The sequence below is a fragment of the Pseudomonas sp. Au-Pse12 genome (genome assembly GCF_021341665.1).
GTDB lineage: Bacteria > Pseudomonadota > Gammaproteobacteria > Pseudomonadales > Pseudomonadaceae > Aquipseudomonas.
Genome location: NZ_JAJTTH010000002.1, coordinates 302,010 through 328,825, shown reverse-complemented (window position 1 = coordinate 328,825; position 26,816 = coordinate 302,010). Strand labels below are relative to the sequence as shown.

The following is a 26,816-nucleotide window of genomic DNA, read 5'->3' as shown; positions in this document are numbered from 1 at the left end:
CTGGAAGTGACGGAGCATTGTACGGGCGAGTTCCGCTGGCGTACAGGATTGCGCTCGGAGGGGCCGGGGGCTACTGCGAAAAGTGCGCAACCCCCGGGATTTTCTACGATTCTTCGCCGACTGCGGTGCTGTTGGCGGGGCTTTCTTGCTCGGGTTTCGGCCCGGCCCGGCGGCTCTCCTGGAACCAGTGCAGGGCGATCAGGATCAGTGTCGGCACCCCGAGTATCGCCGTGATGAGGAAGAAGTCGTGATAGCCGAACTTCTCCACCATGACCCCGGAATAGCCGCCGATCAGGCGTGGCAGCAACAGCATGATCGAGCTGAGCAGGGCGTACTGGGTGGCGGAGAATTTCAGGTTGGTCAGGCTCGACAGGTAGGCGACGAAGGCCGAAGTGGCCATGCCTGAACTGAAGTTGTCCAGGGAAATGGTGACAACCAGCATTTCCAGGTTCGGGCCCATGTCGGCGAGCATGAGGAACAGCAGGTTGGTCGCGGCGGACGCGGCGCCACCGATGAACAGGATCGGCAGGATGCCGAAGCGCACGATCAGCAGGCCGCCCATGCCGGCGCCGAGCAGGGTCATGATCAGGCCGAAGATCTTGCTGACTCCGGCGATCTGGTCCTTGGTGAAGCCCTGGTCGATATAGAACACGTTGGCCATGACGCCCATGACCGTGTCCGACATGCGATAGGTGGCGATCAGCCCCAATAGCAGGAAGGCTTGCCAGCGATAGCGCAGGATGAAGTCGTTGACCGGCGTCAGCACCGGCGCCAGGCCACGGCGGCCCATGGCCGACAGGCACAGGGCGCTGAGGGTGATATAGAGGATCGCCCGCAGGAAGGCGCGGTCTTCCAGCAGCAGGTCCAGCAGGCTGACGCCGTTGAAGATCACGCTGGCGAAGTCGGTGTTGTACAGCTGGGTAAAGGTGGCAGGCACCGAAACCAGTAGCACGATCAGCACGAACACCGAGATCAGTTGATGAGCAAAGCTGTAGCGCCCGGCGGACAGTTGGGTGCGCAGTGGCACGGCCGGTTCGCGCATCAGCAGGGTGGTGATCAGCGCAGGGATCATCAGCACCCCGAACAGCACGTAGGTGCCGGTCCAGGCTGAATGTTTGTAGCTGAAGCCGGTGGAGCCGAAGCCCTCGGCGAAGAACAGCGCGCCGGCAGTGGCCAGCAGTACCGCGACCCGATAACCGGACATGTAGCTGGCGGCCAGGGCAGCCTGGCGGCTGTCATCGGCGATTTCCAGGCGGTACGCATCGATGGCGATGTCCTGGGTGGCTGAGGCAAAGGCCACGATCACGGCGATGGCGATCAGCCAGGAAAGGTGTTTCTGCGGGTCGCAGAAACCCATGCCGATCAGGCCGAGAATCACCAGGGTCTGGGCCAGCACCAGCCAGGAGCGGCGTCGGCCGAGCTTGCCCAGAAGGGGCAGGCGCCATTGGTCAAGCAGGGGCGACCATACCCATTTGAAGGCATAGGCCAAACCGATCAGGCTGGCGTAGCCAATGGTTTCACGGGCGACACCGGCCTCGCGCAACCACACCGAAAGAGTCGAGAACACCAGCATGTAAGGCATGCCGGCAGCGAAACCAAGCAGCAACAGCACGAGCGTCGAGGGGCTGGCATAGGCGGCAAGTGCGGCGCGCCAGGTTTTACGGGGCATGGGCTGAAGTCTGCCTCAGGTTACGGAAACAAAGCGCGCACTCTAACCGCTGTGCTCTACCGGGCGCCAGCCATGGCGCTGAATATCCACGCGATTGTTCAGGATAGTGACACCTTCGCTGCGCAGTCTGGCGCGCTGTTCGTCGCCCGATGGGCTGCCGGCTGGCAGGCTGAGGCGACCGCCGGCGCCGAGTACCCGGTGCCAGGGCAGGCTGGTGTCGGCGGGTAGCTGGCTGAGGGTGCGCCCGACCCAGCGCGCCGCTCGTCCCAGGCCGGCCATGGCTGCCAGTTGGCCATAGCTCACCACTTTGCCTTCGGGAACCTGGGCCAGGGTCAGGTACAGCGCCGTGCGTCGGATCTGTGCGGGGCTTTGCGGCTCTTCGCTGTGTTCGGTCACATTCGCGGTTCCAGATAATGAAGGCGGGACGCTGATCGCTTGCGGTGATGAAAGCCGGATGAGTATTGAACTCACTCTCAATACCCGGGTCAGTCCTGACTAAGGCTTGTTCAGCAGGAATAATGCCGTTTTTTTTCGCAAGATCGAGTCCTGTATTGCTTATGTTGCCTAGAACTTTGCTGTGTTTAGCGGCGCTCAGCGCCTCCATGCCTGTGCTGGCCGATACCGTGTGGTTGAAGAACGGTGATCGTCTCAGCGGCAAGATCAAGCTGTTCGACGGTGGCAAGCTGTTGATCCAGACCGAGTATGGCGGTGCCATCAGCATCGACTGGAAACAGGTCAAGACCCTGGAAAGCGACCAGGAACTGCTGGTCAAGCAGGACGCCTACACCGGGGAGAAGGCCAAATCGCTGCAGGCCGCGGATGATGGCAAGGTGATCTTGGCCAATGGTGAAGCGCCCAAGACCGTGGAGCTGGCGAGTATCCAGCAGATCATGAAGCCCAAGCCGCTGGTGGAGGACATGGTCTGGAAGGGCAATGTCGACGTGGCGATGGATTACAAGCGCGCCGAGAAGGATACCGATCACTACGACATCGACTTCAGGACGTCGGCGCGCCATGGGGCTTGGCGCCACAATGCGCAGGGCGAGTACAACCGTGAGTTCCAGAATCAAATGGTGACCACCGACAACTGGAGCGCCGAGTACGCTCTGGACCGTTTCATCACTGAAAAGTGGTTCTGGGAAGGGCGCCTGACCTACAAGCGCGACAAGGTTGAGGACCTAGCGCGGCAACGGGTGGTGGGTATGGGGCCCGGTTACCAGTTCTGGGACGATGAGCTGGGGGCGTTCTCCCTGGGTTCGCTGCTCAACCGTACGGATTACGAGTACGCCGATGGCGGCAAGGACAACTTCTATTCCTTGGCCGTGAAGTGGGACTACAACCGCTACTTGATCGGCAAGCGAGTGGAGTTCTTCACCAATGGTGAAGTGGGCAGACCGTTTTCCAAGGTCGCCGATTACGCGCTGGATGCCGAGATGGGGCTGCGTTACAAGGTCACGGACTGGGCGTCGCTCAACCTCAAAGCGGAGAAGGATCTGATCCGCGGTACCGAGAACAGCGACCTGGACAAGACCCGTTATACCGTGGGTTTTGGCGTGACCTGGTAAGTCCGGGCGCTTTTTTCAGTGAAGGCGCCGACAAAAAACACCGGGCACAAAAAAGCCCCGCTGTTGAGGGCGGGGCTTTTTACTGGATCAGTACAAGTTAGATAACTTGAACTTCTTCAGCTTGCATGCCTTTCTGACCGCGGGTAGCGATGAAAGAAACCTGTTGGCCTTCTTTCAGGCTTTTGAAGCCGTCGGATTGGATAGCTTTGAAGTGTACGAACAGGTCGTCACCGGATTGTGGAGTGATGAAGCCGAAGCCTTTTTCATCGTTGAACCACTTAACGGTACCGGTTTGGCGATTAGACATGGTGTATCTCCTTGGACAAAGTTAACTGCGACTCAGGAAAAGCCCTGGCCGAGACTGAGTGCAAAGAGCAGGAAAAATTCTTGGAGATGGTTGGATCGAAATTCAACATCGTGTAGAGATTCTCAGTGACACAAGCAGCACAGTGGCGCCACCTTAACCCTTTTTCCTGAACGTGCCAATGGCCAGTGCGAAGGTTTCTCGGTTTTCGTGACTGGCGGCCCGTCGTTCGTCGCCGAGCCCTTGAAAATCGTGGTGTGGGGCGAGAAAAACGTCCCAGACTTTGAACCCGACCTCGCGCCCCGGTAAGATGCCAGACCGTTTTTTTCACCTCGCTATTTCAGGACACCCGCCATGAGCATCAAATCGGACAAGTGGATTCGCCGCATGGCGCAAGAGCACGGCATGATCGAGCCCTTCGTAGAGCGCCAGATGCGTGGCGAAGGCCCGGATCGGCTGATCTCCTTCGGGGTGTCGAGCTATGGCTACGACGTGCGCTGCGCCGACGAATTCAAGGTGTTCACCAACATCAATTCGGCCACCGTCGACCCGAAGAACTTCGATGAAAAGAGCTTCGTCGACATCAAGAGCGACGTCTGCATCATCCCGCCGAACTCCTTTGCCCTGGCGCGTACCGTCGAGTACTTCCGCATTCCGCGCAACGTGCTGACCATCTGTCTGGGCAAGAGCACTTATGCCCGGTGCGGCATCATCGTCAACGTGACCCCGCTGGAACCCGAGTGGGAAGGCCACGTGACCCTGGAGTTCTCCAACACCACCACCCTGCCGGCGAAGATCTACGCCAACGAAGGCGTGGCGCAGATGTTGTTCCTGGAGTCGGACGAAGAGTGCGAAGTGTCCTACAAGGACCGTGGTGGCAAATACCAGGGCCAGCGTGGCGTGACCCTGCCGCGTACCTGAGTCTGGCTGTCTGACGAACAGCGGGAATTCCTGAGCCGGCAGGCACTCTATTGGAGGTACTGCCGGTACGCGCAAGGCGTACCCGGCACAGCTCAGGAGTGCCCTCATGAAGATAGATCCGCGAATCAGTGCCACTTTGGCCCGGCTGGAACCCAATCAAGTTGGCGTACTGGCCTGGACCCTGCTGGCGCATCCTCCCGTCAGCATGGCCGGCGGCATTCCCGGCCAGCCGGATCCCGACTCCCCGCAACCCCCTGAGCCTACCGAGCCGGGCGAACCGACCCTGCCCGACGAGCCGCCTCCCGCGCCGGTCGCCTGAAGCCTTTGCATTACGCCCGTCCAGCCCTGTGTCGGGGCGGGTGTGGTGCGCTCACTATTTCAGGTTGCCACTGAGAAACTGCTTCAGGCGCTCGCTTTTCGGGTTGCCCAGCACGTCCTCCGGGGCGCCTTCCTCTTCCACCAGGCCCTTGTGCAGAAACAGCACCTGGCTCGACACCTTGCGTGCAAAGCTCATCTCGTGGGTGACCATGATCATGGTCCGGCCTTCTTCGGCCAGGCCCTGGATCACCTTGAGCACTTCGCCCACCAGTTCCGGGTCCAGGGCCGAGGTCGGTTCGTCGAACAGCATGACTTCCGGTTCCATGGCCAATGCCCGAGCGATGGCCACCCGCTGTTGCTGGCCGCCGGAGAGGAACGCCGGGTACTGGCCGGCGACGCGGGCCGGCAGGCCGACCTTGTCCAGATAGCGCCGGGCGCGTTCCTCGGCGTCCTTGGTGCTGACCCCCAGCACCCGGCGCGGGGCCATGGTGATGTTTTCCAGCACGGTCATGTGGCTCCACAGGTTGAAATGCTGGAAGACCATCGCCAGGCGCGTGCGGATCCGCTGCAGCTCGGCCGGATCGGCCACGTGCATGCCGTGGCGATCGCTGACCATGCGGATCTGCTGGCCATCCAGGCTCATGGCGCCGTCATCCGGGGTTTCGAGAAAGTTGATGCAACGCAGGAAGGTGCTTTTGCCCGAGCCACTGGCGCCGATCAGGCTGATCACGTCGCCGGTCCTGGCCTTGAGGGAAACACCTTTGAGCACTTCATTGTCGCCATAGCATTTATGCAGGCCTTCAACGGTCAATTTGTACATGGGGGCTTGCATCCTCAAGGCGAAAGTAGGTAGCCGCTGCGATAGGCCTCGCGGCCGGCGATATGGGCAATCACCATGCCGGCGGTGGCCGTGCGCCGCAGCGAGCGGGCGTACATGAGCCCGGCGTTGTTGCAATGGATGGGAGTGACCCGGTCGTGGATCGGGTCGATGATTTCGGCCACCTGTTGCCCGGCCTCCAGGTACTCCCCCGGCAGGACGCTGAACACCAGTAGCCCGCCCACCGGTGTCGCCAGCGGTTCGACCCCGGCCAGGGGCGTGGCCGGGAAGGGCAGTTCAGGCAGTGGCGGCGCTTCGCCGTCAATGGCTCCAATGTGGGTCAGGTAGTCGAGCAGGGCCTGGCAGTCGAGGCGGGCCAGGCCATGGTTGACGTCGCCCTGGCCACGCAGCTCGACCGTCACCGCGATGCTGCCAGTGGGGATGGCGAAGCGTTCGCCGAACCGCTGTTGCAGCTGCCACCACAGCAGGCTGAAGCACTCGTCGAACGACCAGGCCGCGGAGTCGGTGGCCAGCAGGCAGGCTTCGGCACCGAGGTAGCGGGCCAATGGCTCGACCCGGGGCCAGGCTTGCGGGGTGGTGTAGAGGTGCGCCACGGCTTCGAAGTCGCAATGCAGGTCCAGTACCACGTCGGCATCGCAGGCCAGCCGTTGCAGGGTCAGTTGCAGGGATTGCAATTGAGTCTGCGGCTGTTGAAGGGCGAGGGCATCGATCAGGTGGCGGCGGATCAGTTCGAGGTTGTGCTCAGGGTCATCATTGAGCCGCCCTTCAATGGCATCGCCGACCTGCTCGCCAAGGTCGACGAAACCGCGGTTGAAGTTCTGCCCGCTTTCCAGCTGGTAGCGGCCCAGGGGCACATCCATCAGCACCTGCTCCAGGCCTATCGGGTTGGCCACTGGCACCAGGACGATTTCCTGGCGCAGGCGGCCGGCGGCCTCCAGCTCCGCCAGGCGTTGCTTGAGGTGCCAGGCCACCAGCATGCCGGGTAACTCGTCGGCATGCAGGGAAGACTGGATATAGACCTTGCCCGCCACCTGGGGCGGGCCGAAGTGAAAGCTGTGGACCTGGCGCGCGGTCCCCGGCAAGGGGGCGAGCAGGTCGTGGATCTCGTGGCGCATTGACGGTTTTTCCTGCAGCAAGTCCTAGTGGGTCGGCCCGAGGAAGGCCAGCCAGCGGCGTTCAGCGAGGCGGAACAGGCCCACCAGAGTGAAAGTTACGCACAGGTAGATGAGGGCGGCGATGCCGAACGACTGAAACGTCAGGAAGGTCGCCGAGTTGGCGTCGCGGGCGATTTTCAGGATGTCGGGAATGGTCGCGGTGAAGGCCACCGTGGTGGAGTGCAGCATCAGGATCACTTCGTTGCTGTAGTAAGGCAGCGAACGGCGCAGGGCCGAGGGCATGATCACGTAGGCGTACAGCTTCCAGCCGCTCAGGCCATAGGCCTTGGCCGCTTCGACTTCGCCGTGGGCCATGCTGCGGATCGCCCCGGCGAAGATCTCCGTGGTGTAGGCACAGGTGTTCAGGGCGAAGGCGAGGATGGTGCAGTTCATGGCATCGCGAAAGAACGCATCCAGCACCGGTTGCGCGCGGATCGCGGCGATGCTGTAGATCCCGGTGTAGCAGATCAGCAACTGGATATAGAGCGGCGTACCGCGAAACAGGTAGGTGTAGAACTGCACCGGCCAGCGGATGTAGCGCTTGGGCGAGACCCGGGCGATGGACAGCGGGATCGACACCAGGAAACCGATGCAGATCGACGCCGTGAGCAGCCACATGGTCATGGCCAGGCCGGTCATGTGGTAGCCGTCGCTATAAAGGAAGGGGCGCCAGTATTCCTGCAGGAGTTCGATCATCGTACGGCCTCCCGGGCACCGGCGGCGTAACGCCGTTCAAGCCGGCGCAGGACAAAGTTGGAGGCGCTGGTGATCAGCAGGTAGATCAAGGCTGCCAACACCAGGAAATAGAACAGCTGGTAGGTGCTCTTGCCGGCATCCTGGGCCGCCTTGACCAGGTCGGCCAGGCCGATGATCGACACCAGGGCCGTGGCCTTGAGCATCACCATCCAGTTGTTGCCGATGCCCGGCAGGGCGAAGCGCATCATCTGCGGGAAGACCACGAAGCGAAAGCGCTGGCCGCGTTTCAGGCCATAGGCGGTGGCGGCTTCCACCTGGCCCCGGGGCACCGCAAGAATCGCCCCGCGAAAGGTTTCGGTGAAGTAGGCGCCATAGATGAAGCCCAGGGTGATCACCCCGGCGCTGAAGGGGTTGATCTCGATGTATTCCCACTCCATGAAGTCGGTGAAGGAGGTCAGCCAGGTTTGCAGGCTGTAGAAAATCAGCAGCATCAGGACCAGGTCCGGCACGCCGCGGATCAGGGTGGTGTAGAGCTGGGCCGGAACCCGTAGCAAGGCAACGCTGGAGAGTTTGGCGCTGGCGCCGATCAGGCCCAGGAGGACGCTGACCAGAAGTGACAACACCGACAGCTTGATGGTCATCCAGGTGCCTTCCAGCAGCAGGGGGCCGAAACCCTTCAGGCTGAATGCGGAAAGCCCCAGGTTTTTTAGAAGTTCTTCGAGCATCGATCAGTGACCCGTAGCGATAAAAAAGGCGCCCATCGAGGATGGGCGCCGACAGGTTATTTACCGCTGTAGAGGTTCAGGTCACCGAAGTGTTTTTTCTGGATGGTGGCGTAGGTGCCATCATCGTGTAACGCTTTGATACCTTTATCCAAGAGCGCCTTCAGCTCTTTGTTACCTTTCGAGATGCCGACCGCGGTCTTGGCCGGCAGCAGGGGATCGTCCACCGGCTTGCTGACTTCATAGTCAGCGCCTTGCGGCGACTTGAGGAAGCCTAGTTCGGCTTGCAGCATGTCCTGGATCGAGGCGTCGAGGCGCCCGGAAGTCAGGTCGGCGTAGACCTGGTCCTGGTTCTGATAGGCCTGGGTCTTGACCCCAGCCTTGTCCAGCACGGCCTTGGCATAGGCTTCCTGAATGGTGCCCTGCTCGTAGCCGACGGTTTTGCCCTTGAGCGAGGCGGTGTCTGTGCTCAGCCCCGAGCCTTTCTTGAAGACGAAGGAGGTGGGGCCGGAGAACAGCTCGCTGGAGAAGTCGATGACTTTCTCGCGGGCCGGGGTGACGGTCATGGAGGAGATCACACCGTCGAATTTATTGGCCTTGAGGCCGGGAATCATGCCGTCGAAGTCACTTTCGACCCACTTGCACTTGACCTTCAGTTCGGCGCAGATGGCATTGCCCAGGTCGATGTCGAAACCCACCAGACTGCCGTCGGCGGCCTTGGATTCGAAAGGCGCGTAGGACGGGTCGACGCCAAAGCGCAGTTCCTTGTATTCCTTGGCCAGCGCGGAGCCGGCGGCCATGCAGAGAGCCAGTGCAGAAAGGGTCAGCAATGCTTTTTTCATTATTCAATCCCTAAGAACCAATATGAGCGCTTGTGGCGCATGAGTACTGTTACTGGAACGCATAAGACATATTGAAAGTAGCAATTTCCGAACCAGAGTCCCGAACAGGTGTTTTAAAACCGCTGGGAGGCACTGCGATCAAGGCAGGCGTGCGCTTAAGTGGGGCGCGTTTTTGGGCAGGCGCCAATAAGGTGCAAGGTGCGGGCTGACCTGAGAAAGCGCTGGCTTGGGGATGCCGCTGGCGCTTAGCAGCGTCGGCGGGGGGCAGGCTGCTCGTTTTGGGGCAGGCCCGCTTGCACCGGATGGGCAAGCGGGGGAGCGGGACGCCAGGCGCTTACTTGCCTGGAACCAGGGTCAGGCGGGTCTTGCCATAACTGCGTTCGAAGTTCTGCGGCTGCATCGGCAGGCTCAGGTACTGGGCCTTGAGCCAGCCGTCGATGCCATTGGCGTAGTTCGGGCTTGCCGGGTTGCCGGACTGGCCACTGCTGTTGAGGCCCATCAAGGGTTCGCTGAGGCCGAAATCAACGATGAGGCGCAGGGCCGGCGTATCGCTGATGGTGAAGTCCTGCCCCCAGCGGTACGCGGCGCTGTTGAGGGTGTTGTGGTCGCCCCCGGCCTGCAGTGGGCCCCGGATCTGCTGGCCACTGCTGTTGGTCCACTGGTAGCTGTGCAGCTTGCCCCATTGCCAGGCCTTGCGGTCGGAGCCCAGCAGCTGTTCGCCGGCATTGATGGCCGCTGCCAGGCTGCGGGCCAGGATCGCCGGTTTGTCTTCCTTTTGTGCGCTGCGCGAATCATCCCAGAAGGGGCTGTCTTCCTGCCCCAGCAGGTGGTCGGCCTGGGCCGAGTAGGACAGGTTGCCGTTGGCGACGAAGGCCTGCCAGGCGCTGCCGGACTCGGGGCCCAGTTTGTCGAGGAAGATCTGCTTGGCACTTTCCTGCAGGAACAATTCGTACAGCGCCGCATCGGCCGAACCGGCAGTGACCTTGCCATCGAACGCCATAAGGCGGCTGTAGGCTTCCCGGGCCTTGGCGCGGTCGGCATCGGGCAGTGCCTCGATGGCCTTCTTCAGCGGTTGGGCCATGCCCGGGGCCTCGAACATCTTCTTCAGCTTGGCGGCGAACAGCGTGCTCTGGTCGTATTGCAGGGCGATCAGGCTGCGGTTGTCCTGCTTACCGCTGGAGGCCAGTTCGGCCATGCGCTCGGCCCGTTCCGGGGCCTGCCAGGAGTTGGACAGCTGCATGCCGTAGCCCCGGGATATCACCCGCTGGTTGGCGGTGGCGATCCAGCCCTGGGGCGGGTCCTGGTCATAGGGGTGGAGCATCGGGTCGGCGTAGCCGTCCCAGTCGTAGCGGCCGTCCCAGCCCGGGGAAGGCAACAGGCCTTCGCCTTCGCGGCGGTTGGGGAAGCGCCCGGTGACTTGCCAGCCAATGTTGCTGGCATCGGCGAACACCATGTTCAGGGCGATGGCGCGGATTTCCCGGCTGGCGTCCGAAGCCTTCTCGACATTCTGCGCCCGCGACAGGTCGAAGAAGGCGTCCAGGGTCTTGTCGTCCTTGAGCGCTGGTGTTTGCAGGGCCAGGCCGAAACCGTTGCCGAGCGCTGCGCCCAGGGCGCTGTTGAGCAGCGGGCCGTGGCGGGTTTCGTACACCGCTTCGCGAATCGGCCGCTGGCCTTTGACGAAATAGGTTTCGTTGCGCACGGCCACCGGCTGCCATTTGCCGTTGTTCTGGTAGTACAGGGCGTTGCCCTGGCGCTTGAGTTTCTCCAGGAACAGGTCCTGGGTGTCGCCCTCCACCGAACTCATGCTCCAGGCCACCTTGCCGTTGAAGCCCTGGAGAATCGCCGGCAAGCCCGCGATGGAGGCGCCGGCGGCCTGGTACTTCGGTGCGCGGATCTGCGCGTAGTACCAGGCTTGCAAGTGGCTGTCGGTGGCTAGCAGGCTGCGGCCGGTGCGGCTGCGCTGTGGGGCGATGGCCAGGTTGCTGCCGCCGCGCACGCCCAGGCTGTTGAGCTGGGCCATGCGGTTGGCGGCTCGGCTGACTTCGTTCAGCCCGGGAATAGAGAGGTTCAGCCCCTTGAGTTTGTCGGCCTCGGCCAGCGGCAGGGGTTCATCGGGATAGCTCGGTGTCAGCCACGGCAGTTTGTCGCTGCCGACCTTTTGTGCCAGGACCAGAGCGTTGATCTCTTCCAGCAGGTTGGCGGACTGGCCGAAATTCAACAGGCAGAAGATCAGTGCCGAGTCCTCGGCCTTCCAGTACTCGGGGGTGTAGCCTTTTGCCGCGAGATCCGCCGGCAGCTTGTCGCGATAGCGGAACAGGTAGGCGTTGACCCCCCGGGCGTAGACCTCGAAGAAGCGCTTGATCCGTGGCGACGAGGCCTTGTACAGCTCGTCGGCGCTTTTTTTCAGGTTCACCGCGCGCATCAGGCGGTCGACATCCAGCACCTCGGCGCCGGACATCTCTGCCAGGCGGCCTTGGGCCAGCAGGCGCAGGGTGACCATTTCGCCGATGCGGTCGCTGGCGTGCACGTAGCCCAGGGTGAACAGCGCGTCGTGGAAACTGTTGCTTTCGATCAGCGGCACGCCCACGGCGTTACGGCGTACGGAGACGTTCTGTGCCAGGCCCTTGAGGGGCTGCACGCCAGACGTCGGGGGCAGGCTGTTCTGTGAGTTCCAGGACTGGCAACCGGCCAGGCTCAGGGCACCGGCCACCGCCGCGGCAACGCCGAACCGGGGAAGAAAATGTGAGAGGGCTGGCGAGGCCATGGTCAAGCTCCTGCGGGGGGTAACGTCGATAAAGGCGCTACGTTAGTGAGCAGGCGAGTGCCGCGCAAGCGGGGGCAGGAGGTATTTCTTGAAGGCGCTGAAAATAGCCAGCACCGGCACACCGGCACCGGCCAAACCGGCTCCTGCACGGCGATGTTCAGATGGCGGGATTGACCTGCTCGACCAGGGCATAGGCCCGTTCAGTGGCCGGTCGGGCCTGGATGCTGTTGAACCAGCGATGCAGGTGCGGGAAGTCCTCGAGTTTCTGGCTCTGCTTCTTGTACGAAGCGATCCAGGGGTAGATCGCCATGTCGGCAATGCTGTAGGCACTGCCAGCGACGAACTCGCGGTCCGCCAGGCGCCGGTCCAGCACGCCGTACAGACGCGCAGTCTCGTCCACGTAGCGCTTGATGGCGTAGGGGACTTTTTCCGGGGCGGCGTGGCTGAAATGATGGTTCTGCCCGGCCATCGGCCCCAGCCCGCCCATCTGCCAGAACAGCCATTGCAGGGTTTCCTGGCGCCCGCGCAGGTCCTGGGGCAGGAACTGGCCGGTCTTTTCCGCAAGGTAGAGGAGGATCGCACCGGACTCGAACAGCGACAGCGGCTGGCCGCCGTCGGAGGGTTGCTGGTCGACGATGGCCGGAATGCGATTGTTGGGGGCGATCTTCAGGAACTCGGGCTTGAACTGTTCACCCAGCCCGATGTTCACCGGGTGCAGGGTGTAGGGCAGGCCGGCTTCTTCGAGGAACAGGGTGATCTTGTGGCCGTTGGGGGTGGTCCAGTAATACAGGTCGATCATGCAGCGCTCCAGTTGGGATGTATCCGTACTTCAGGGACGGCAAACGCCGGCATGAGGTCGTCCTGTCTGCACTCGATGGCTTGCCTGAACAGGGAAGTGATGCTCAAGTGCGTCAAATTCAATGACCGCAGCGAAGAAAATATGCCCCTTTCGGCCAGCACCGCACTGATGCTCATCGACCAGCAGCAAGGCATCCTCGAGCCCCGGCTCGGGCCGCGCAACAACCCCGAGGCGGAGGCGCGGATGCTTGAGTTGCTGGCCCACTGGCGTGCCCGCGGTTGGCCGGTGATCCATGTGCAGCACCTGTCGCGGTCCCAGGATTCGGTGTTCTGGCCCGGGCAGTCCGGGGTGGAGTTTCAGCCACGCTTTCGTCCCCAGGACGGCGAGTGGCTGGTTCAGAAGCAGGTGCCGGATGCGTTTTGTGCCAACCCGCTGGAAGCGGATCTACGTCGGGACGGGATTACGGGGCTGGTGATGGTCGGTGTCGCCACCAACAACTCGGTGGAATCGACGGCGCGCACCGCTGGCAACCTGGGCTTCGCCGTGTGGGTGGTGGCCGATGCCTGCTACACCTTCGACAAGCCCGACTTTGCCGGTCGGGCCCGTAGTGCCGAGGAGGTGCATGCCATGTCGCTGGCCAATCTGCAGGGCGAGTACGCCACGGTCCTGAGCCAGGAGCAGCTCCTGGCCGGGGAGACCGGGCAGTGTTGCCGCTGACGGCGTAGCGCCCTGGCAGCCCAGCCTGCGCTCAGATCAAGCGCCGTGGCACTTCTTGAACTTCTTGCTGCTGCCGCATGGGCAAGGGTCGTTGCGGCCGACGTCCTTCAGTGCGTTGCGCACCGGCTCCTGGTGAGCGTGGTTGCAGTGCGGGCCGTGAACATGGCCATGGTCGTGATCGTGGTGGTCATGATCGTGGTTGCAGTCAGGGCCATGGACATGAGGTTGCTGGGTCATTGCGGGTTACTCCGGGATAAAATCGCCGGGAATTATCACGCCATTGCGCTTCAGGTGCACGTCCCGACCGATGAATAATCCGATTTCCAGCTCCCCTTCGAGGCGATAGGGGATTGGCCGTTGGGGCTTGCGCAACAGTTTCACCACGTCGCGGATCTGCGGCCACAGGTTGGTCCGCACCGGCACCTTGAAGAAGCGGCTGCTGTGGGGCGTGACGGTGAACCAGTGTTCGTGCTCGCCTTCGCTGAGCAGGAAGCGCTCCAGGTAGACCCGATAGGCCAGGCGGCGCACGGTCAGGTCGCTGTCGTTGGGGTTGTCCACCCGCAGGTGCAGGGTGAAGCGCTGCTCCAGCAGGTTGGCCTTGACCACCTCGACCTTGACCAGGTGCACCGCCGGGTCCAGCTCCTCATTGGTGAACCAGGACACGCACCCCGACAGGCTCAACAGTCCGATCAGGCAGAGGCTTCGTAGGACGCGCAGTTCACCGATCATTGCAAGACTCCCTTTGAACTCCCCGGGCCCGTCCTGGGCTAGGGGCATTCCTGATTCAGCGGGTGAAGTAGCTGGCGCAGCACTTCTTGAATTTGTGCCCGCTGCCGCAGGGGCAGGCGTCGTTGCGACCGGACTTGAGGGGCACCGTGGGGTCGATGAAGTACCAGCGGCCCTGGTTCTGCACGAAGGACGAGCGCTCGCGGTGGCTGTGTTCGCCCTGGCTGTCGTGCCAGCGGGCGGTGAAGGTGACAAAGGCGTGCTCGGGCTGGCCGCCGAAGACTTCCGAGCTTTCAACCTGCAGCCCAAGCCAGGTGCTTTGTGCGCTCCAGTCACTGATGGACTGGCGATCCAGGCCGGCCTGTTGCGCCGGCAGGGTGGTGGCCAGCAGGTAATCCACCTGCCCCAGCACATAGGCGCTGTAGCGCGAGCGCATCAGGGCTTCGGCGCACGGTGCGGGATGGCCGGCGTGGTAGTGGCCGCAGCAGGCATCCAGCAGGTTGCCGCTGCCGCAGGGACAAATCGAGGCACTCATTGTGTTACCACCAGTACTTTCCAAAATTTTCCGGGTTCGCCCAGAAGCGTGAGTTGAGCCAATCGGGCACTTGTTTGTATTCAAGCAGATCGTAGGTGAACAGCGTCAGGACCTGTTCGTCGCGCTGGAAGCGTTCGCTGGCCTGCAGGGCCAGCGAGTAGAAGTCGGTTTCCTGCCAGCCGCAGGCGTCCAGGTCGGCCAGCACCGCAATTCGGCTGGCATTGAGGTTGCGAATGCCTCCCAGCAGGTTCAAGCCATCGCGCTTGGGCAAATGCTCCAGGCAATCCAGGGCCAGGGCCAGGTCGAAACGCCGCGCTGCCAGCTCCGCCGGCAAGGGCCCGGGGGCCGCTTGGGCCACCTGGGTCGCAGGATGGGCCTCTTTGAATGCAGCCAGGGCGGGGAAGTCGCTGGCACCGATCAGCAGCAGTTGTTGGGGGGCGTAGCGATCCAGCAAGGCCGCCAGGGCCTGCTGCGGGGTACGGGTGGAAATGCCGACGCTCATCTTAGCTCCTCGATCAGAACGCTAAAGACTAGCGCGCCCGCATCGACGGGCCTAGAGCGGTTCACCACTAAATCGGCGAACTTCCCGTGTTTAGGGGCTGAAAGCCGTGATAGCCGGGTGCTGGCGCAGATGAAAGGCGCGGTCTTTACTCCGTGAATCGGCCCAGAGCCGATCCCTCAGGAGAAATCAGATGAGCATCATTCGGACGGCAGTACCCTTGGTTCTGTTAACCAGTGTGTTGACTGGTTGTGCAGGTTTGCAGAAAACCGACTGGCCGATCTGCGCCGCGGTAGGCGGTGTCACGGGCGCGGCGCTGGGCGCCACCGAAAGCTCCTCGTGGGCGGGCGGCGGCGCGTTGCTGGTCGGTGGCCTGGCCGGCGCCTATTGCTGGGTAAAAGGTGATGGCGACGAGGACGGCGACGGTGTGCCGGACAGCCGTGACAAGTGCCCGCATACCCCAAGAGGCGTGAAGGTCGATGCCAACGGCTGCCCACCACCGCCACCCGTGGTGGAAGAAGTGGTAGTGGTCAAGGAAGAAACCATCGTCATTCGCGATGTGTACTTCCATTTCGACTCGGCCAAGCTGACCGACGCCGACAAGTCCAAGCTCAACACCATCGTCACCCGCCTGAAACAGGAGGCGCCGAGCGCGCAACTGCGAGTGACCGGCCACACCGACAGCGTCGGCAGCGACGCCTACAACCAGAAACTCTCGGACAAACGTGCCCACTCGGTGGTGGAGTACCTGATCAGCAACGGCATTCCACGCAACAGCTTCGTCTCGGTGACCGGTGCCGGTGAAAGCAAACCGGTGGCGGACAACAAGACCGCCGAAGGCCGGGCGATGAACCGTCGCACGGAGATTCAGATCAACCGCTGAAATCCATGACCTGCGCGGCGTCACTGCCGCGCAGGATCATTTCGGCTCCCGGTTCCGGGGATTGGCGTTCAGGCCGGCGCTGGTCTTCCCGGTGTGCTTCATCCGTCCGCCGAGGTCGGCCGTGGCGGGCGATCCTCGCCGATCGAGCGGCTAAACAGAGGCTTCGGGAAGAATTTTCATCCTCCTCTGGCGTCCCCCCGGGATAAGTCGTTACTGTGCGCGCAAAGAATAATTCACGAGGGGAGCGTATGAGGTTCTTGTGGGGGATGGGTAAATTTCTGACCTTGGTTTTTTGGCTGGTGGTGCTGATCAATCTGGCCAAGCCATTGATCAATCCATTGCACCTGCTGGTCAATCTGGCGGGCAGCCTGTTGCTGTTGACCCATTTGCTGGAACTGCTGCTGTTCAATGGCAGCCTCAAGGACCGTCCGCATCCCTGGCGTGATCGTTTGCAAATCCTGCTGGTGGGCATCTTCCACCTGCAAACCCTTCCCGCTGCTGTTCCTGCTGTCGAGACCGATCATGCGTAAGCTATGCCTGCTGGCCCTGTTCTGCAGTCCCCTGGCCGTGGCCCAGGTGGTGCAGGTCGAAAGCAACTCCTTCATGCGCCTGCCCAACACCACCAGCACCCTGCAGCTGGAGCGCCTCGACGTCGCCGACTACGGCACCTTGCTGATTCCGGCCAATGTCACCGAGCTCAAGGTCGATGAGCTGCACCTGGGGCGTGAGTCGCGGATCGCCATCGTGCCGACTGGGCAAAGCCTGCAATTGATTGTCCGGCGTGCGCAGTTGGACAGCGGCAGCCAGATCAGCTCCCGCGGTGCGCCGGGTACCTATGAGAAGGCGCCCAAGCCGGGGCGCAATCTGAACCTGCGGTTCGAATCCCTGAAGGCTGAGACGTTGTCGGTGGACGCTCGAGGCGGCGCGGGTGTTCCCGGCTATGTCGGCCTTGACGGCGCCAACGGCCAGGAACCGGGGTGCACCTGGGGCCAGGCCGGGCGCGGCGCCGATGGTGACAACGGCGGCGACGGACGGCCAGGGGCGGCGGGCGCCCAGGTCCGGGTCGAGTTGCCCCGTGACTTCCCTGGTGAGCGGATCAAGGTGCTGGTCGATGGCGGTGCCGGTGGCCTGGCCGGTGCCGGAGGCAAACCGGGGGCCGGGGGCAAGTCCAAGGGCTGCCTGGTGTATCGCACCGACGGCGGCAAGAGCGGTCGCCCCGGCGCCCAGGGCCAACCAGGGCCCGTGGGAGAAGCCGGCTCGCTGACGGTCCAGCGTTTGTAACAGCGGCCTTGAGGCCGCGCTTCCCCAGTCGCCCGCTCGTGTAGCGGGCGCTTGCTTTCAGAAGGTCGGCCGGGCCGCGGCCAGGGCCACCAGCACCAGGCCGATGATCAGGTTGCTGCCCACCAGCCGGCGGATCTTGCCCAGCGCCGCAGCGCCAGCGGGCCAATCCTCGGCGGCCAGCGCCTTGTGCAGCTCCGGCAGTTGCAGGGTCTGGATACGAATGAACAGGGCGGTCATTACCAGATACAGCCCCATCATGATCTGCACATACTTCGGCGCGGTTTCAAAACCGCTGAAGCGCAAGTGCAGCAGGCCGATACCGCTGATCGGCAGCAGCACCACGGCGATCCATACCCAGACGAAAAAGCGCGGAAACACCTGGGCCCACAACTTCAGCCGCGCGGGCCCTTCCAGAGCGACCACGGCCGCGGGGCGCAGGACCATCCAGGCGAAGAACATGCCGCCGACCCAGACCAGGGCGGCCAGCACATGCAGGGTGTAGGCAAGGGCGAAAGGGGTCATTCGGGTACTCCGTTCTGCGCGGGATGAATTAGCGGGGTATGATAGCGGCCGATTCGAACCACTGAAAATTTATCCAGCGTTTTGTGCGCCCGAAAAACCATGATCAGCAACGAACTCAAAACCACGATCCAGGGCGCCTACTCGCGTTTTCTCGAAGCCAAGAGCCTCAAGCCGCGTTATGGCCAGCGCCTGATGATCGCCGAAGTGGCCAAGGTCCTGGGTGACATCGACACCGACGACGAAGGCCGGCGCAGCGGTGATCCGGCGGTGGTCGCGGTGGAGGCCGGCACCGGTACCGGCAAGACCGTAGCCTACAGCCTGGCGGCGATTCCCACGGCCAAGGCCGCTGGCAAGCGCCTGGTGATCGCCACCGCCACCGTCGCCCTGCAGGAACAGATCGTCTACAAGGACCTGCCCGACCTGATGCGCAACAGCGGGCTGAATTTCAGCTTTTCCCTGGCCAAGGGCCGGGGGCGCTACATGTGCCTGTCCAAGCTCGACATGCTGCTCCAGGAAGGCCACGCGCAGACCGCCACGGCCCAGCTGTTCGAGGAAGAAGGCTTCAAGATCGAAGTGGATGAAGCCAGCCAGAAGCTGTTCACCAGCATGATCGAGAAGCTCGCCGGGAATAAATGGGACGGCGACCGCGACAGCTGGCCCACGGCCCTGGAAGACGCCGACTGGGCGCGCCTGACCACCGACCACAGCCAGTGCACCAACCGCCATTGCCCGAACTTCGGCCAGTGCGCCTTCTACAAGGCCCGCGAAGGCATGGGCAAGGTGGACGTGATCGTCACCAACCACGACATGGTCCTGGCCGACCTGGCCCTGGGCGGCGGCGCCGTGCTGCCGGACCCGCGCGACACCCTCTACGTGTTCGACGAAGGTCACCACCTGCCGGACAAGGCCATTGGCCATTTCGCCCATTACACCCGGCTGCGCTCCACCGCCGACTGGCTGGAGCAGACCGCCAAGAACCTCACCAAGCTGCTGGCCCAGCATCCGCTGCCCGGGGACCTGGGGCGGCTGATCGAGCAGGTGCCGGAGCTGGCGCGGGAAATCAAGACCCAGCAGCAGTTCATGTTTACCGCCTGCGAGCAGATCGCCGATTTCCGCACCGGCGAGGACATGGAAGGCCGCGAGCGGCCACGCCACCGGTTTGTTGGCGGGCTGATCCCCGAGCACATGCGCGAGATGGGCCTGGAGTTGAAAAAGGGCTTTTCCCGTCTCACCGACCTGTTTACCCGGCTGACCGAGCTGCTCAAGGAAGGCATGGATGGCGAGGTCAACATCGGCATCGCCAGCAACCAGGCCGAGGAGTGGTACCCGCTGTTCGGCAGCCTGCTGGCCCGGGCTTCGGGCAACTGGGAGCTGTGGACCGCGTTCACCATCGAGGACCCGGAAGACAATCCGCCCATGGCCCGCTGGCTGACCCTGGCCGAGAGCGGTTCGCTGTTCGACATCGAGGTCAACGCCAGCCCGATCCTTGCCGCGGAAATGCTCCGGCGCAATCTGTGGAACGTCGCCTACGGCGCCCTGGTGACCTCGGCGACCCTGACCGCCCTGGGCACCTTCGACCGCTTTCGCATGCGCGCCGGCCTGCCGAAAAAGGCCGTGACCGCCGTGGTGCCGAGCCCCTTCCATCACGCTGATGCCGGGGTGTTGCGAGTGCCCGACCTGCGTGCCGACCCGCGCGATGCGCCGGCGCATACCGCGGCAATCATCCGCGATTTGCCGGAGTTGGTGGAGGGTTCGCGGGGCACCCTGGTGCTGTTCTCTTCGCGCAAGCAGATGCAGGACGTGTTCGACGGCCTGGATCGCGACTGGCGCAAGCAGGTCTTCATCCAGGGCAACCTGTCCAAGCAGGAGACCTTGAACAAGCACAAGGCGCGGGTCGACGGTGGCGACTCCAGCGTGCTGTTCGGCCTGGCGAGTTTCGCCGAAGGGGTGGACTTGCCCGGGGCCTACTGCGAACACGTGGTGATCGCCAAGATCCCGTTCTCGGTGCCGGATGATCCGGTGGAGGCAGCGCTGGCGGAGTGGATCGAGGCCCGCGGCGGCAATCCGTTCATGGAAATCTCGGTGCCGGATGCGTCCCTCAAGCTGGTCCAGGCCTGCGGTCGCCTGCTGCGTACCGAGCAGGACCGCGGCACCATCACCCTGCTGGACCGTCGTCTGGTCACTCAGCGCTACGGCAAGGCTATCCTCAATGCTTTGCCGCCATTTCGTAGAGAAATATCTTGAGCTGGGCGCGCACCTTTGCGCGCCGTGCTGTCTATTTCATGTCACCGCTTCAGCACCGGCCGTTCATCGGTCTTTAGGGAGAGCCAGGTTCATATGATTCGCCGTTCGTTGCCCGCAGTACTTGCCCTGTTGTTTGCCGCGCCCGTATGGGCGGTTCCTACCGGACAACAGACGCTGTTCAACTTTGTCCGGCCTGCCGCGGTGGTGCAGGTGGCGACACAAGATGCCAGCCTGCCGCAGTCCAATGCAGAGCAAACGGCCGAAGGCGAAGTGCTGCGGCGCATCATCTTCAACCCGACGAACCGGCCCAGCCTGAGCCTGACGCCGCAAAGCGGCGCCTGGGACTGGTCGCAGTCGGGGATGATGAGCCTGCGTATCCAGAGCGCGATGAACTGGGCCCTGACCCTGTACGTGACCGTTCAGAGCAACGACGGCAAGACCCTGGTCAGCCGCGTCGACCTGCCGGCCGGCCCGGCGCAGACCCTGCTGGTGCCACTGGTGGCCAGCAGCCCGCTGAGCCAGGGCATGAAGGCCGCGCCGCCGATGCCAATGACCGTGGATGACCAGCGCATCCTGCTGGCCAGCAGCGAAGGGCAACTGGACCGCAGCCAGGTGGTCTCGGTGACCTTGTCCATGGACAACCCCAAGGTGGCGCAAAGCATCCTGCTTGAGCGTTTCGGCGTGCAGGACGACGAGGGCGTGGTCAAGGCGGTCTACGGTTCGCTGGTGGATGCCTACGGCCAATCGACCCGGGCCCGCTGGCCGGAAAAAGTCGCCAGTGACGACCAGCTCAAGGCGGCCGATGCCAAGGAGCAGCAACAACTCAAGGGCTGGCTTGGTGAGCGCGAGAAAGCCTCCCTGGACATCTACGGCGGCTGGAACAAGGGGCCGAGCTTCAAGGCCAGCGGTTTCTTCCGCACCGAAAAACGTGATGGCCGCTGGTTCCTGGTAACGCCGCTCGGGCATCCGTTCTATTCCCTGGGGGTCAATACCGTGGCCCCGGACAACAACCGGACTTATGTCGCGGGGCGCGAATGGATGTTCGGCGCCTTGCCCAAGGACGACGAACCGCTGGCGGCGTATTACGGCGAAGGCGACAACCGTGGCGGCAACGGCGCGGACCAGGGCCGAGGCTATGGCTCCGGTCGTTGGTTCGACTTCTACCAGGCCAACCTGCAACGCACCTACGGCAAGCCCTGCACCGAGGGCGACGCAACCCCCGGGCAGGCGCCGGCCGCAGCCGCGCCGGCGGCGCCCGAGGCTGCTCCTTGTGCAGCACCGGCCTTCGACCAGAAGCGCTGGGTTGGCCATACCCTGGACCGCCTGCAAGCCTGGGGTTTCAACACCCTCGGCAACTGGAGTGCGCCGGCCCTGGGCTTGGCCGACCGGGTGCCTTACACCTTGCCACTGTCGATCGTCGGCGATTACGCCAGCATCAGCACCGGCAGCGATTGGTGGGGCGGCATGCCGGACCCTTTCGACCCGCGCTTTGCCATGGCTACCGAACGCGCTGTGGCCATTGCCGCCCGGGATCATCGGGATGACCCGTGGCTGATCGGCTACTTTGCCGACAACGAGTTGGCCTGGGCCGGCCCCGGGGACGATGCGAAATCCCGTTATGCCCTGGCCTACGGCACCTTGCGCCTGACGACGGATGTCCCGGCCAAGCGCGCGTTCCTCAAGCAGCTGCGTGACAAGTACCGCAACCAGGCCGGGCTGTCGAAGGCCTGGGGCATCGACCTGCCGGCCTGGGAATTGATGGAGGACCCGGGTTTCGTCCCGCCGTTGCCAAGCCCGGAGCACCCGGAGATCGAGGCCGACTTCAAATATTTCCAGAAGGTCTTCGCCGATACCTACTTCAAGACCATCTCCGACTCGCTGAAATGGCACGCTCCCAACCACTTGCTGCTGGGCGGGCGGTTTGCCGTCAGCAATCCTGAGGCGGTGGCGTCCTGTGCTCAGTATTGCGATGTGCTGAGTTTCAATATGTACACCCTCAAGCCCCAGGACGGTCAGGACTTTGCCTATCTGCGCAGCCTCGACAAACCGGTACTGGTGACCGAGTTCAACTTCGGCTCCCGGGATCGCGGCCCATTCTGGGGCGGGGTGACCGAATTGGCCCGGGAAGAGGACCGTGGCCCAGCCTATGCCAACTTCCTCAAGCAGGCGGTCAGCGAGCCATCCATCGTTGGCGTGCACTGGTTCCAGTACCTGGACCAGCCGGTGACCGGGCGTCTGCTGGACGGTGAAAACGGCCACTTTGGCCTGGTGGGCATCACCGACGTGCCGTTCCAGGGCTTTGTCGACAGCGTGCGCAAGAGCAACCTGCAGGCCATTGACCAATTGGGCAAGGCCGCGGAGCAGGCCCGGGTCGAGGCGGCGCAGGCCATGGCTGGCGAGCGCAATGGCGAGGGCGGCGACAAGGCGCACGGTGGCAAGGGCCCAGGCGGGCATGCCGGTGGCCACTCGGGCAACGGTCATTGAGTTTCAGAGGGGCTGATCAGCGGCGGTCGCGGCGCGCCGGGGAACGCCTGGCAGCCCTCTGAAACGAGGTGTTGCGGCAGCCCCGGCGGCTGTTCCCAAATGCCTTCGAGGCTGGAACAATGCGCGCCACGTTGTCGAGCATTGTTGCGGGGGGAGTCAGGGGTGCAGATTCAAGGTCATTACGAGCTTAAATTCGAGGCGGTGCGCGAGGCTTTCGCCGCGCTGTTCGAAGATCCCCAGGAGCGCGGCGCGGCGCTGTGCATCCAGATCGGCGGGGAAACCGTCATCGACCTCTGGGCCGGTACCGCGGACAAGGACGGCGCCGAGGCCTGGCACAGCGACACCATCGCCAACCTGTTCTCTTGCACCAAGACCTTTACCGCGGTCACCGCCTTGCAACTGGTGGCCGAAGGCAAGCTCAAGCTCGACGCGCCAGTGGCTGATTACTGGCCGGAGTTCGCGGCGGCGGGCAAGGCGGCGATCACCCTGCGTCAGTTGCTCTGCCATCAGGCCGGCCTGCCAGCGCTGCGCGAGCTGTTGCCCGCACAAGCCCTGTACGAATGGCAGACCATGGTCGATGCCCTGGCGGCCGAGCAGCCCTGGTGGACGCCGGGGGAGGGCCATGGTTACGCGGCCATCACTTATGGCTGGCTGGTTGGCGAGCTGATCCGGCGTGCCGATGGGCGCGGGCCGGGAGATTCCATCGTGGCCCGGGTCGCCAAGCCCCTGGGGCTGGACTTCCATGTCGGCCTGGCTGACGCAGAGTTCCACCGGGTGGCCCACATTGCCCGTAGCAAGGGCAATGTCGGTGATGCCGCGGCGCAGCGCCTGTTGCAAGTCACCCTGCGCGAACCGGATGCGATGACTACCCGGGCGTTTACCAATCCGCCGTCTATCCTGACCAGCACCAATAAACCCGAGTGGCGGCGCATGCAGCAGCCGGCGGCCAATGGCCACGGCAATGCCCGCAGCCTCGCCGGGTTCTACAGCGGCCTGCTGGATGGCAGCTTGCTGGAGGCCGATATGCTCGAAGAGCTGACCCGGGAGCACAGCCTGGGCATGGACAAGACGTTGCTGACCCAGACCCGCTTTGGCCTGGGTTGCATGCTCGACCAGCCTCAGGTGGCCAATGCCACTTTTGGCTTGGGCGCGCGGGCATTCGGGCATCCGGGGGCGGGTGGCTCCATCGGTTTTGCTGACCCGGAGCATGATGTGGCATTCGGTTTTGTGACAAATACCCTGGGGCCTTATGTATTGATGGATCCTCGGGTGCAGAAGCTGGTGCGGGTTTTGTCGGATTGTCTGTAAAAAGGTTGCTGTTAAGAACTTTTTTGCTTAAACATGCTTGGAAAGCTGCAGGGCGGAACCCTGTGGCTTTTATAATTTCCAAGCGTCTGTTTGTAACGGTTATTTAGACCGAATTTTTTATCTCATTTTGTGGATATCCCATGTCGTCGAACAAGTCTCTAGCCTTGGCCATCTGCCTGACCGTCACTGGTTGCGCGCAAACCCCACAAAATGAAGCGGATGGCGGCCATTGGTGGTCGTTTGGTTCCGATAAGGCCAGCAGCAAGGAAACCGCGCCTGCGCCTGAAAAACCGGCCACCACTCAAGCCGCACCGGCCGCACCCGCCGCTTCGGCGAGCAAACCGGCTGTAGCGGCAAAAAACACCGCGCCGGCTGCCGGCAAGACCAGCGCTTCCGCCAAGCAAGCCGCACCTGCTGCCAAGCCCGCGGCCGGCGCCAAGCCGGCACCTGTCGCGGCGGCTGAACCCGCTCCAGCTCCCGCTCCAGTAGCTGCTGCGGCGCCTGCTGCTCCTGCGGCCAAGGCCGAAAGCAGCAGTTGGTGGTGGCCGTTCTCCTCCAAGGATTCCGCGGACAAGCCGGTAGCTGAAGCCAAGAAGGCCGAGCCTGCGCCAGCACCGGCTCCGGCAGTAGCCGCGGCAGCCGACTCCGAAACTCACTGGTGGTGGCCGTTCCCCAAGAGCCAGCCCAAGCCTCTGAGCAAGGTCAATGTGGCGGACATCCCGATGCCCGATCCGAAAATCACCCAGGCCTGGCTGGACGACTACGAGCCACGCCTGCGCGAAGCGGTGAAGGACAGCAAGCTGCAGCTCGAGCGTCGTGAAAACGTGTTGGTCGTCACCGCGCTGGTCGATGCTTCGTTCAACCCGGACCGTCCAGCCATGCTGCTGCCAGTGACCCTGGGCCCGTTCACCCGCGTTGCCAAGGCGGTTGAAGGCGACCCGAAGACTGCCGTACTGATTCTCGGCCACGCCGATGCTACCGGCCCGAGCCTGGCCAACCAGAAGCTGAGCCGTGATCGTGCTCAGTCCGTAGCGGCCATTTTCAGCCTCAGCGGCCTGAAGCAGGATCGCCTGATGCTGCGTGGCATGGGGGGGGTGATGCCGCGCGCGGCCAACGACAGCCCTCAAGGTCGTTCGCTGAACCGCCGTGTGGAAATCATGCTGACCCCGCGCAGCACCATGCTTGGCCTGCTGAGCAAGTACAACCAGCCCACCCCGTCCGAGTCTGAAATGGTCGCCGTGCAGGATGCCAAGCCGCCAGTACCGGCCGCCGCAAGCAAGGCCGGTAAAAAGGCTGCCGCACCTGCCAAGAAGTCCACCGTGGCCAAGAAACCAGCGGCCAAGAAGGCTCCGGCGAAGAAGGCCGCTGCACCGTCGAAGACCGCTACGGCGACTGCCCAGGTTAAAAACTGATTCTCAAGGATAAGGAAGCAGGCATGACCCAGTCCCTGGCTGATATGCGCCGCGACTACACTCGTGACGGCTTGTCCGAGGCCCAGGCCCCGGCGGAACCTTTTGCGCTGTTTCACCAGTGGTTTGCCGATGCGGTGAAGACCGAGCAGCCTCCGGTGGAGGCCAACGCCATGACGCTGGCGACCGTCGATACCGACGGCCGCCCTCATTGCCGCATCCTGCTGCTCAAGGGCCTGGATGAGCAGGGCTTCACCTTCTTCACCAACTATGAAAGCGACAAGGGCCAGCAGCTGGCTGCACGGCCTTTCGCTGCCATGACGTTCTTCTGGCCAACCCTGGAGCGCCAGGTGCGGATCGAAGGACGGGTGGTCAAGGTCAGCCCCGAGGAGTCGGACGCCTATTACCAGGTGCGCCCCCTGGGCAGCCGGCTGGGGGCCTGGGCCTCGCCGCAAAGCCGGGTGATCGCGGACCGTGACGAGCTGCAAGAGTTGCTCAAGGTCACTGAGGCGCGCTTCAGCGATAGCCAGCCCGATTGCCCGGAGCACTGGGGGGGGTATCGCCTGCTACCGGAACGCATCGAGTTCTGGCAGGGGCGTCCTAGCCGGCTGCATGACCGTTTGAACTATCGCCTGCAAGCCGACGCCTGGGTCCGCGAGCGTCTGGCCCCATAATCAAGCGGCAGGTCACTCGCCGGGATAACCGGCCGCAGCGGCTTCCAGCCATTGCGGCAGGTCCCGGCGTTTTACTTTCTGGCGCTGGGCCTCGGCCAGTTGTTGCAGCATGAATTGTTTCTTCTGTTCATCGCTGCCGGCCATGGACAGCGCCAGGTCCCGATCGGTCCAGCGCTTGATGCGCACATACAGCCACCAGTGGAAATACAGACCCGCGACGGTGGTGGCGATGATGATGAAGTAATCCATGAAAAGTCCTTTGTTCGGTGGCGCTGGGCTGGAAGTTGGCGTTACCGTAATGAGAGGTTCTGGCGTTTGCGCAGTCTGTACTTCGGCTGAATGAAAGCAATTTTATCCGGGCCACGCCGTGACAGGCGTCAAGCTGCGGAGTCTAATGATTATCTGTCCTTTGGAGTTGATCCTATGCGTAAGTCTGTTTTGCTGGTTGCGTCTTTCACCACGATGGCAATGTTGCTCGGTGGCTGTGCCTCCAACCTGACCGGTGACTCCTATTCCCGTGATGAAGCGCGCCGTGTGCAAACCGTGCGCATGGGTACCATCGAATCCCTGCGTCCGGTGAAAATCGAAGGCACCAAGACCCCGATCGGCGGCGCTGCTGGTGCCGTGATCGGTGGTGTTGGCGGCAGCGCCATCGGCGGTGGCCGTGGCAGCATTGTCACCGCCGTGATCGGTGCGGTAGCCGGTGGCCTGCTGGGCTCGGCCACTGAAGAAGGCCTGACCCGTACCCAGGGCGTTGAAATCACCGTGCGTGAAGACGACGGCAGCATGCGTGCCTATGTGCAGCAGGTGCAGGAAAACGAAGTGTTCCGGATTGGCGATCGCGTGCGCATCATGACCGTCAACGGTACCAGCCGCGTTACCCGCTGATACGTCTGCTATAAAACAAAACCCCGGCCAGGCAACTGGTCGGGGTTTTGTGTT

Annotated in this window: 29 protein-coding genes; 13 read left to right on the top strand and 16 right to left on the bottom strand. The window is 63.1% G+C overall.

Features of this window, described 5'->3' with window-relative positions; genetic code table 11:
• Nucleotides 1-103: 103 nt before the first annotated feature.
• Together LXM55_RS06085 and LXM55_RS06080 are read right to left on the bottom strand one after the other, a co-directional pair.
• Entirely contained in the window at nt 104-1,669 is a 1,566-nt protein-coding gene (locus tag LXM55_RS06085) for an AmpG family muropeptide MFS transporter (protein WP_233319578.1), read from the bottom strand.
• 42 nt (nt 1,670-1,711) lie between these two features.
• Nucleotides 1,712-2,065 carry an MGMT family protein gene (locus LXM55_RS06080; RefSeq protein WP_233319577.1) on the bottom strand — a complete coding sequence of 118 codons (354 nt, stop codon included), beginning with the start codon at nt 2,063-2,065 and terminating at the stop codon, nt 1,712-1,714.
• 161 nt (nt 2,066-2,226) lie between these two features.
• Between LXM55_RS06080 and LXM55_RS06075 the strand changes: the two genes are divergently transcribed.
• On the top strand, nt 2,227-3,234 hold the full coding sequence (locus tag LXM55_RS06075) for a DUF481 domain-containing protein (protein ID WP_233319575.1): 1,008 nt from the start codon (nt 2,227-2,229) through the stop codon (nt 3,232-3,234).
• Nucleotides 3,235-3,331: 97 nt separating this feature from the next.
• Here the strand turns inward: LXM55_RS06075 and LXM55_RS06070 are convergent, their stop codons facing one another.
• The gene (locus LXM55_RS06070) at nt 3,332-3,541 is read right to left on the bottom strand and encodes a cold-shock protein (RefSeq protein WP_002554837.1); all 210 of its coding nucleotides are present in this window, start codon (nt 3,539-3,541) and stop codon (nt 3,332-3,334) included.
• Nucleotides 3,542-3,892: 351 nt separating this feature from the next.
• Between LXM55_RS06070 and dcd the strand changes: the two genes are divergently transcribed.
• Both dcd and LXM55_RS06060 read left to right on the top strand, forming a co-directional pair.
• Nucleotides 3,893-4,459 carry a dCTP deaminase gene (dcd, locus tag LXM55_RS06065; protein ID WP_016965530.1) on the top strand — a complete coding sequence of 189 codons (567 nt, stop codon included), beginning with the start codon at nt 3,893-3,895 and terminating at the stop codon, nt 4,457-4,459.
• 106 nt (nt 4,460-4,565) lie between these two features.
• A complete protein-coding gene (locus LXM55_RS06060) occupies nt 4,566-4,778 on the top strand; it encodes a hypothetical protein (protein WP_233319573.1) in 213 nt (70 codons plus the stop codon).
• 54 nt (nt 4,779-4,832) lie between these two features.
• Here the strand turns inward: LXM55_RS06060 and LXM55_RS06055 are convergent, their stop codons facing one another.
• The 7 genes from LXM55_RS06055 to LXM55_RS06025 form a co-directional block, all read right to left on the bottom strand.
• Nucleotides 4,833-5,597, bottom strand: coding sequence for an ABC transporter ATP-binding protein (locus LXM55_RS06055; RefSeq protein WP_233319572.1), 765 nt, complete (start codon nt 5,595-5,597; stop codon nt 4,833-4,835).
• A 14-nt stretch (nt 5,598-5,611) separates the two neighbouring features.
• The gene (locus tag LXM55_RS06050; protein WP_233319570.1) at nt 5,612-6,730 is read right to left on the bottom strand and encodes a succinylglutamate desuccinylase/aspartoacylase family protein; all 1,119 of its coding nucleotides are present in this window, start codon (nt 6,728-6,730) and stop codon (nt 5,612-5,614) included.
• 24 nt (nt 6,731-6,754) lie between these two features.
• The gene (locus LXM55_RS06045; RefSeq protein WP_233319569.1) at nt 6,755-7,465 is read right to left on the bottom strand and encodes an ABC transporter permease; all 711 of its coding nucleotides are present in this window, start codon (nt 7,463-7,465) and stop codon (nt 6,755-6,757) included.
• Nucleotides 7,462-8,190, bottom strand: a complete 729-nt coding sequence (locus LXM55_RS06040) for an ABC transporter permease (RefSeq protein ID WP_233319568.1) — start codon at nt 8,188-8,190, stop codon at nt 7,462-7,464. The genes LXM55_RS06045 and LXM55_RS06040 overlap by 4 nt, the downstream gene beginning before the upstream one ends.
• A gap of 56 nt (nt 8,191-8,246) precedes the next feature.
• Nucleotides 8,247-9,029, bottom strand: a complete 783-nt coding sequence (locus tag LXM55_RS06035) for a transporter substrate-binding domain-containing protein (RefSeq protein WP_233319566.1) — start codon at nt 9,027-9,029, stop codon at nt 8,247-8,249.
• A gap of 334 nt (nt 9,030-9,363) precedes the next feature.
• Nucleotides 9,364-11,793, bottom strand: coding sequence for a penicillin acylase family protein (locus LXM55_RS06030; RefSeq protein WP_233319564.1), 2,430 nt, complete (start codon nt 11,791-11,793; stop codon nt 9,364-9,366).
• Between the two features lie 157 nt (nt 11,794-11,950).
• Nucleotides 11,951-12,592, bottom strand: coding sequence for a glutathione binding-like protein (locus LXM55_RS06025; protein ID WP_233319562.1), 642 nt, complete (start codon nt 12,590-12,592; stop codon nt 11,951-11,953).
• A 141-nt stretch (nt 12,593-12,733) separates the two neighbouring features.
• Between LXM55_RS06025 and LXM55_RS06020 the strand changes: the two genes are divergently transcribed.
• Nucleotides 12,734-13,309, top strand: a complete 576-nt coding sequence (locus LXM55_RS06020; protein ID WP_233319560.1) for a cysteine hydrolase family protein — start codon at nt 12,734-12,736, stop codon at nt 13,307-13,309.
• A gap of 36 nt (nt 13,310-13,345) precedes the next feature.
• On the opposite strand, the gene LXM55_RS06015 is transcribed toward LXM55_RS06020, so the two are convergent.
• The 4 genes from LXM55_RS06015 to LXM55_RS06000 are packed head-to-tail and all read right to left on the bottom strand — an operon-like array spanning nt 13,346 to nt 15,072.
• Complete coding sequence (locus LXM55_RS06015) at nt 13,346-13,546, bottom strand: SEC-C metal-binding domain-containing protein (protein WP_007923047.1); 201 nt, start codon at nt 13,544-13,546, stop codon at nt 13,346-13,348.
• 6 nt (nt 13,547-13,552) lie between these two features.
• A complete protein-coding gene (locus LXM55_RS06010) occupies nt 13,553-14,038 on the bottom strand; it encodes an LEA type 2 family protein (RefSeq protein WP_233319558.1) in 486 nt (161 codons plus the stop codon).
• A gap of 55 nt (nt 14,039-14,093) precedes the next feature.
• Nucleotides 14,094-14,570 carry a YchJ family protein gene (locus LXM55_RS06005; RefSeq protein ID WP_047335846.1) on the bottom strand — a complete coding sequence of 159 codons (477 nt, stop codon included), beginning with the start codon at nt 14,568-14,570 and terminating at the stop codon, nt 14,094-14,096.
• Between the two features lie 4 nt (nt 14,571-14,574).
• A complete protein-coding gene (locus tag LXM55_RS06000) occupies nt 14,575-15,072 on the bottom strand; it encodes a DUF6231 family protein (RefSeq protein WP_233319556.1) in 498 nt (165 codons plus the stop codon).
• A gap of 190 nt (nt 15,073-15,262) precedes the next feature.
• Between LXM55_RS06000 and LXM55_RS05995 the strand changes: the two genes are divergently transcribed.
• The 3 genes from LXM55_RS05995 (at nt 15,263) to LXM55_RS05985 (ending at nt 17,233) form a co-directional block, all read left to right on the top strand.
• Nucleotides 15,263-15,952 carry an OmpA family protein gene (locus LXM55_RS05995; RefSeq protein ID WP_092320203.1) on the top strand — a complete coding sequence of 230 codons (690 nt, stop codon included), beginning with the start codon at nt 15,263-15,265 and terminating at the stop codon, nt 15,950-15,952.
• Nucleotides 15,953-16,200: 248 nt separating this feature from the next.
• Nucleotides 16,201-16,482, top strand: coding sequence for a DUF1145 domain-containing protein (locus LXM55_RS05990; RefSeq protein WP_233319554.1), 282 nt, complete (start codon nt 16,201-16,203; stop codon nt 16,480-16,482).
• Entirely contained in the window at nt 16,475-17,233 is a 759-nt protein-coding gene (locus LXM55_RS05985; RefSeq protein ID WP_233319552.1) for a collagen-like protein, read from the top strand. The genes LXM55_RS05990 and LXM55_RS05985 overlap by 8 nt, the downstream gene beginning before the upstream one ends.
• 57 nt (nt 17,234-17,290) lie before the next feature.
• Here LXM55_RS05985 and LXM55_RS05980 read toward each other — a convergent pair whose 3' ends face one another.
• The gene (locus tag LXM55_RS05980) at nt 17,291-17,755 is read right to left on the bottom strand and encodes a CopD family protein (RefSeq protein ID WP_233319550.1); all 465 of its coding nucleotides are present in this window, start codon (nt 17,753-17,755) and stop codon (nt 17,291-17,293) included.
• Between the two features lie 99 nt (nt 17,756-17,854).
• Between LXM55_RS05980 and dinG the strand changes: the two genes are divergently transcribed.
• The 5 genes from dinG (at nt 17,855) to pdxH (ending at nt 25,874) form a co-directional block, all read left to right on the top strand.
• Entirely contained in the window at nt 17,855-19,999 is a 2,145-nt protein-coding gene (dinG, locus tag LXM55_RS05975; RefSeq protein ID WP_015634399.1) for an ATP-dependent DNA helicase DinG, read from the top strand.
• Between the two features lie 93 nt (nt 20,000-20,092).
• On the top strand, nt 20,093-22,483 hold the full coding sequence (locus LXM55_RS05970) for a beta-galactosidase (RefSeq protein ID WP_233319548.1): 2,391 nt from the start codon (nt 20,093-20,095) through the stop codon (nt 22,481-22,483).
• A gap of 162 nt (nt 22,484-22,645) precedes the next feature.
• The gene (locus tag LXM55_RS05965) at nt 22,646-23,791 is read left to right on the top strand and encodes a serine hydrolase domain-containing protein (RefSeq protein WP_233319546.1); all 1,146 of its coding nucleotides are present in this window, start codon (nt 22,646-22,648) and stop codon (nt 23,789-23,791) included.
• Nucleotides 23,792-23,931: 140 nt separating this feature from the next.
• On the top strand, nt 23,932-25,203 hold the full coding sequence (locus LXM55_RS05960) for an OmpA family protein (RefSeq protein ID WP_233319544.1): 1,272 nt from the start codon (nt 23,932-23,934) through the stop codon (nt 25,201-25,203).
• 23 nt (nt 25,204-25,226) lie between these two features.
• Nucleotides 25,227-25,874, top strand: coding sequence for a pyridoxamine 5'-phosphate oxidase (pdxH, locus tag LXM55_RS05955; RefSeq protein WP_233319542.1), 648 nt, complete (start codon nt 25,227-25,229; stop codon nt 25,872-25,874).
• 12 nt (nt 25,875-25,886) lie between these two features.
• Here the strand turns inward: pdxH and LXM55_RS05950 are convergent, their stop codons facing one another.
• Complete coding sequence (locus LXM55_RS05950) at nt 25,887-26,123, bottom strand: hypothetical protein (protein ID WP_233319539.1); 237 nt, start codon at nt 26,121-26,123, stop codon at nt 25,887-25,889.
• Nucleotides 26,124-26,297: 174 nt separating this feature from the next.
• Here LXM55_RS05950 and LXM55_RS05945 point away from each other — a divergent pair, with 174 nt between their 5' ends.
• Entirely contained in the window at nt 26,298-26,762 is a 465-nt protein-coding gene (locus LXM55_RS05945; protein ID WP_233319537.1) for a glycine zipper 2TM domain-containing protein, read from the top strand.
• Nucleotides 26,763-26,816 lie beyond the last annotated feature (54 nt).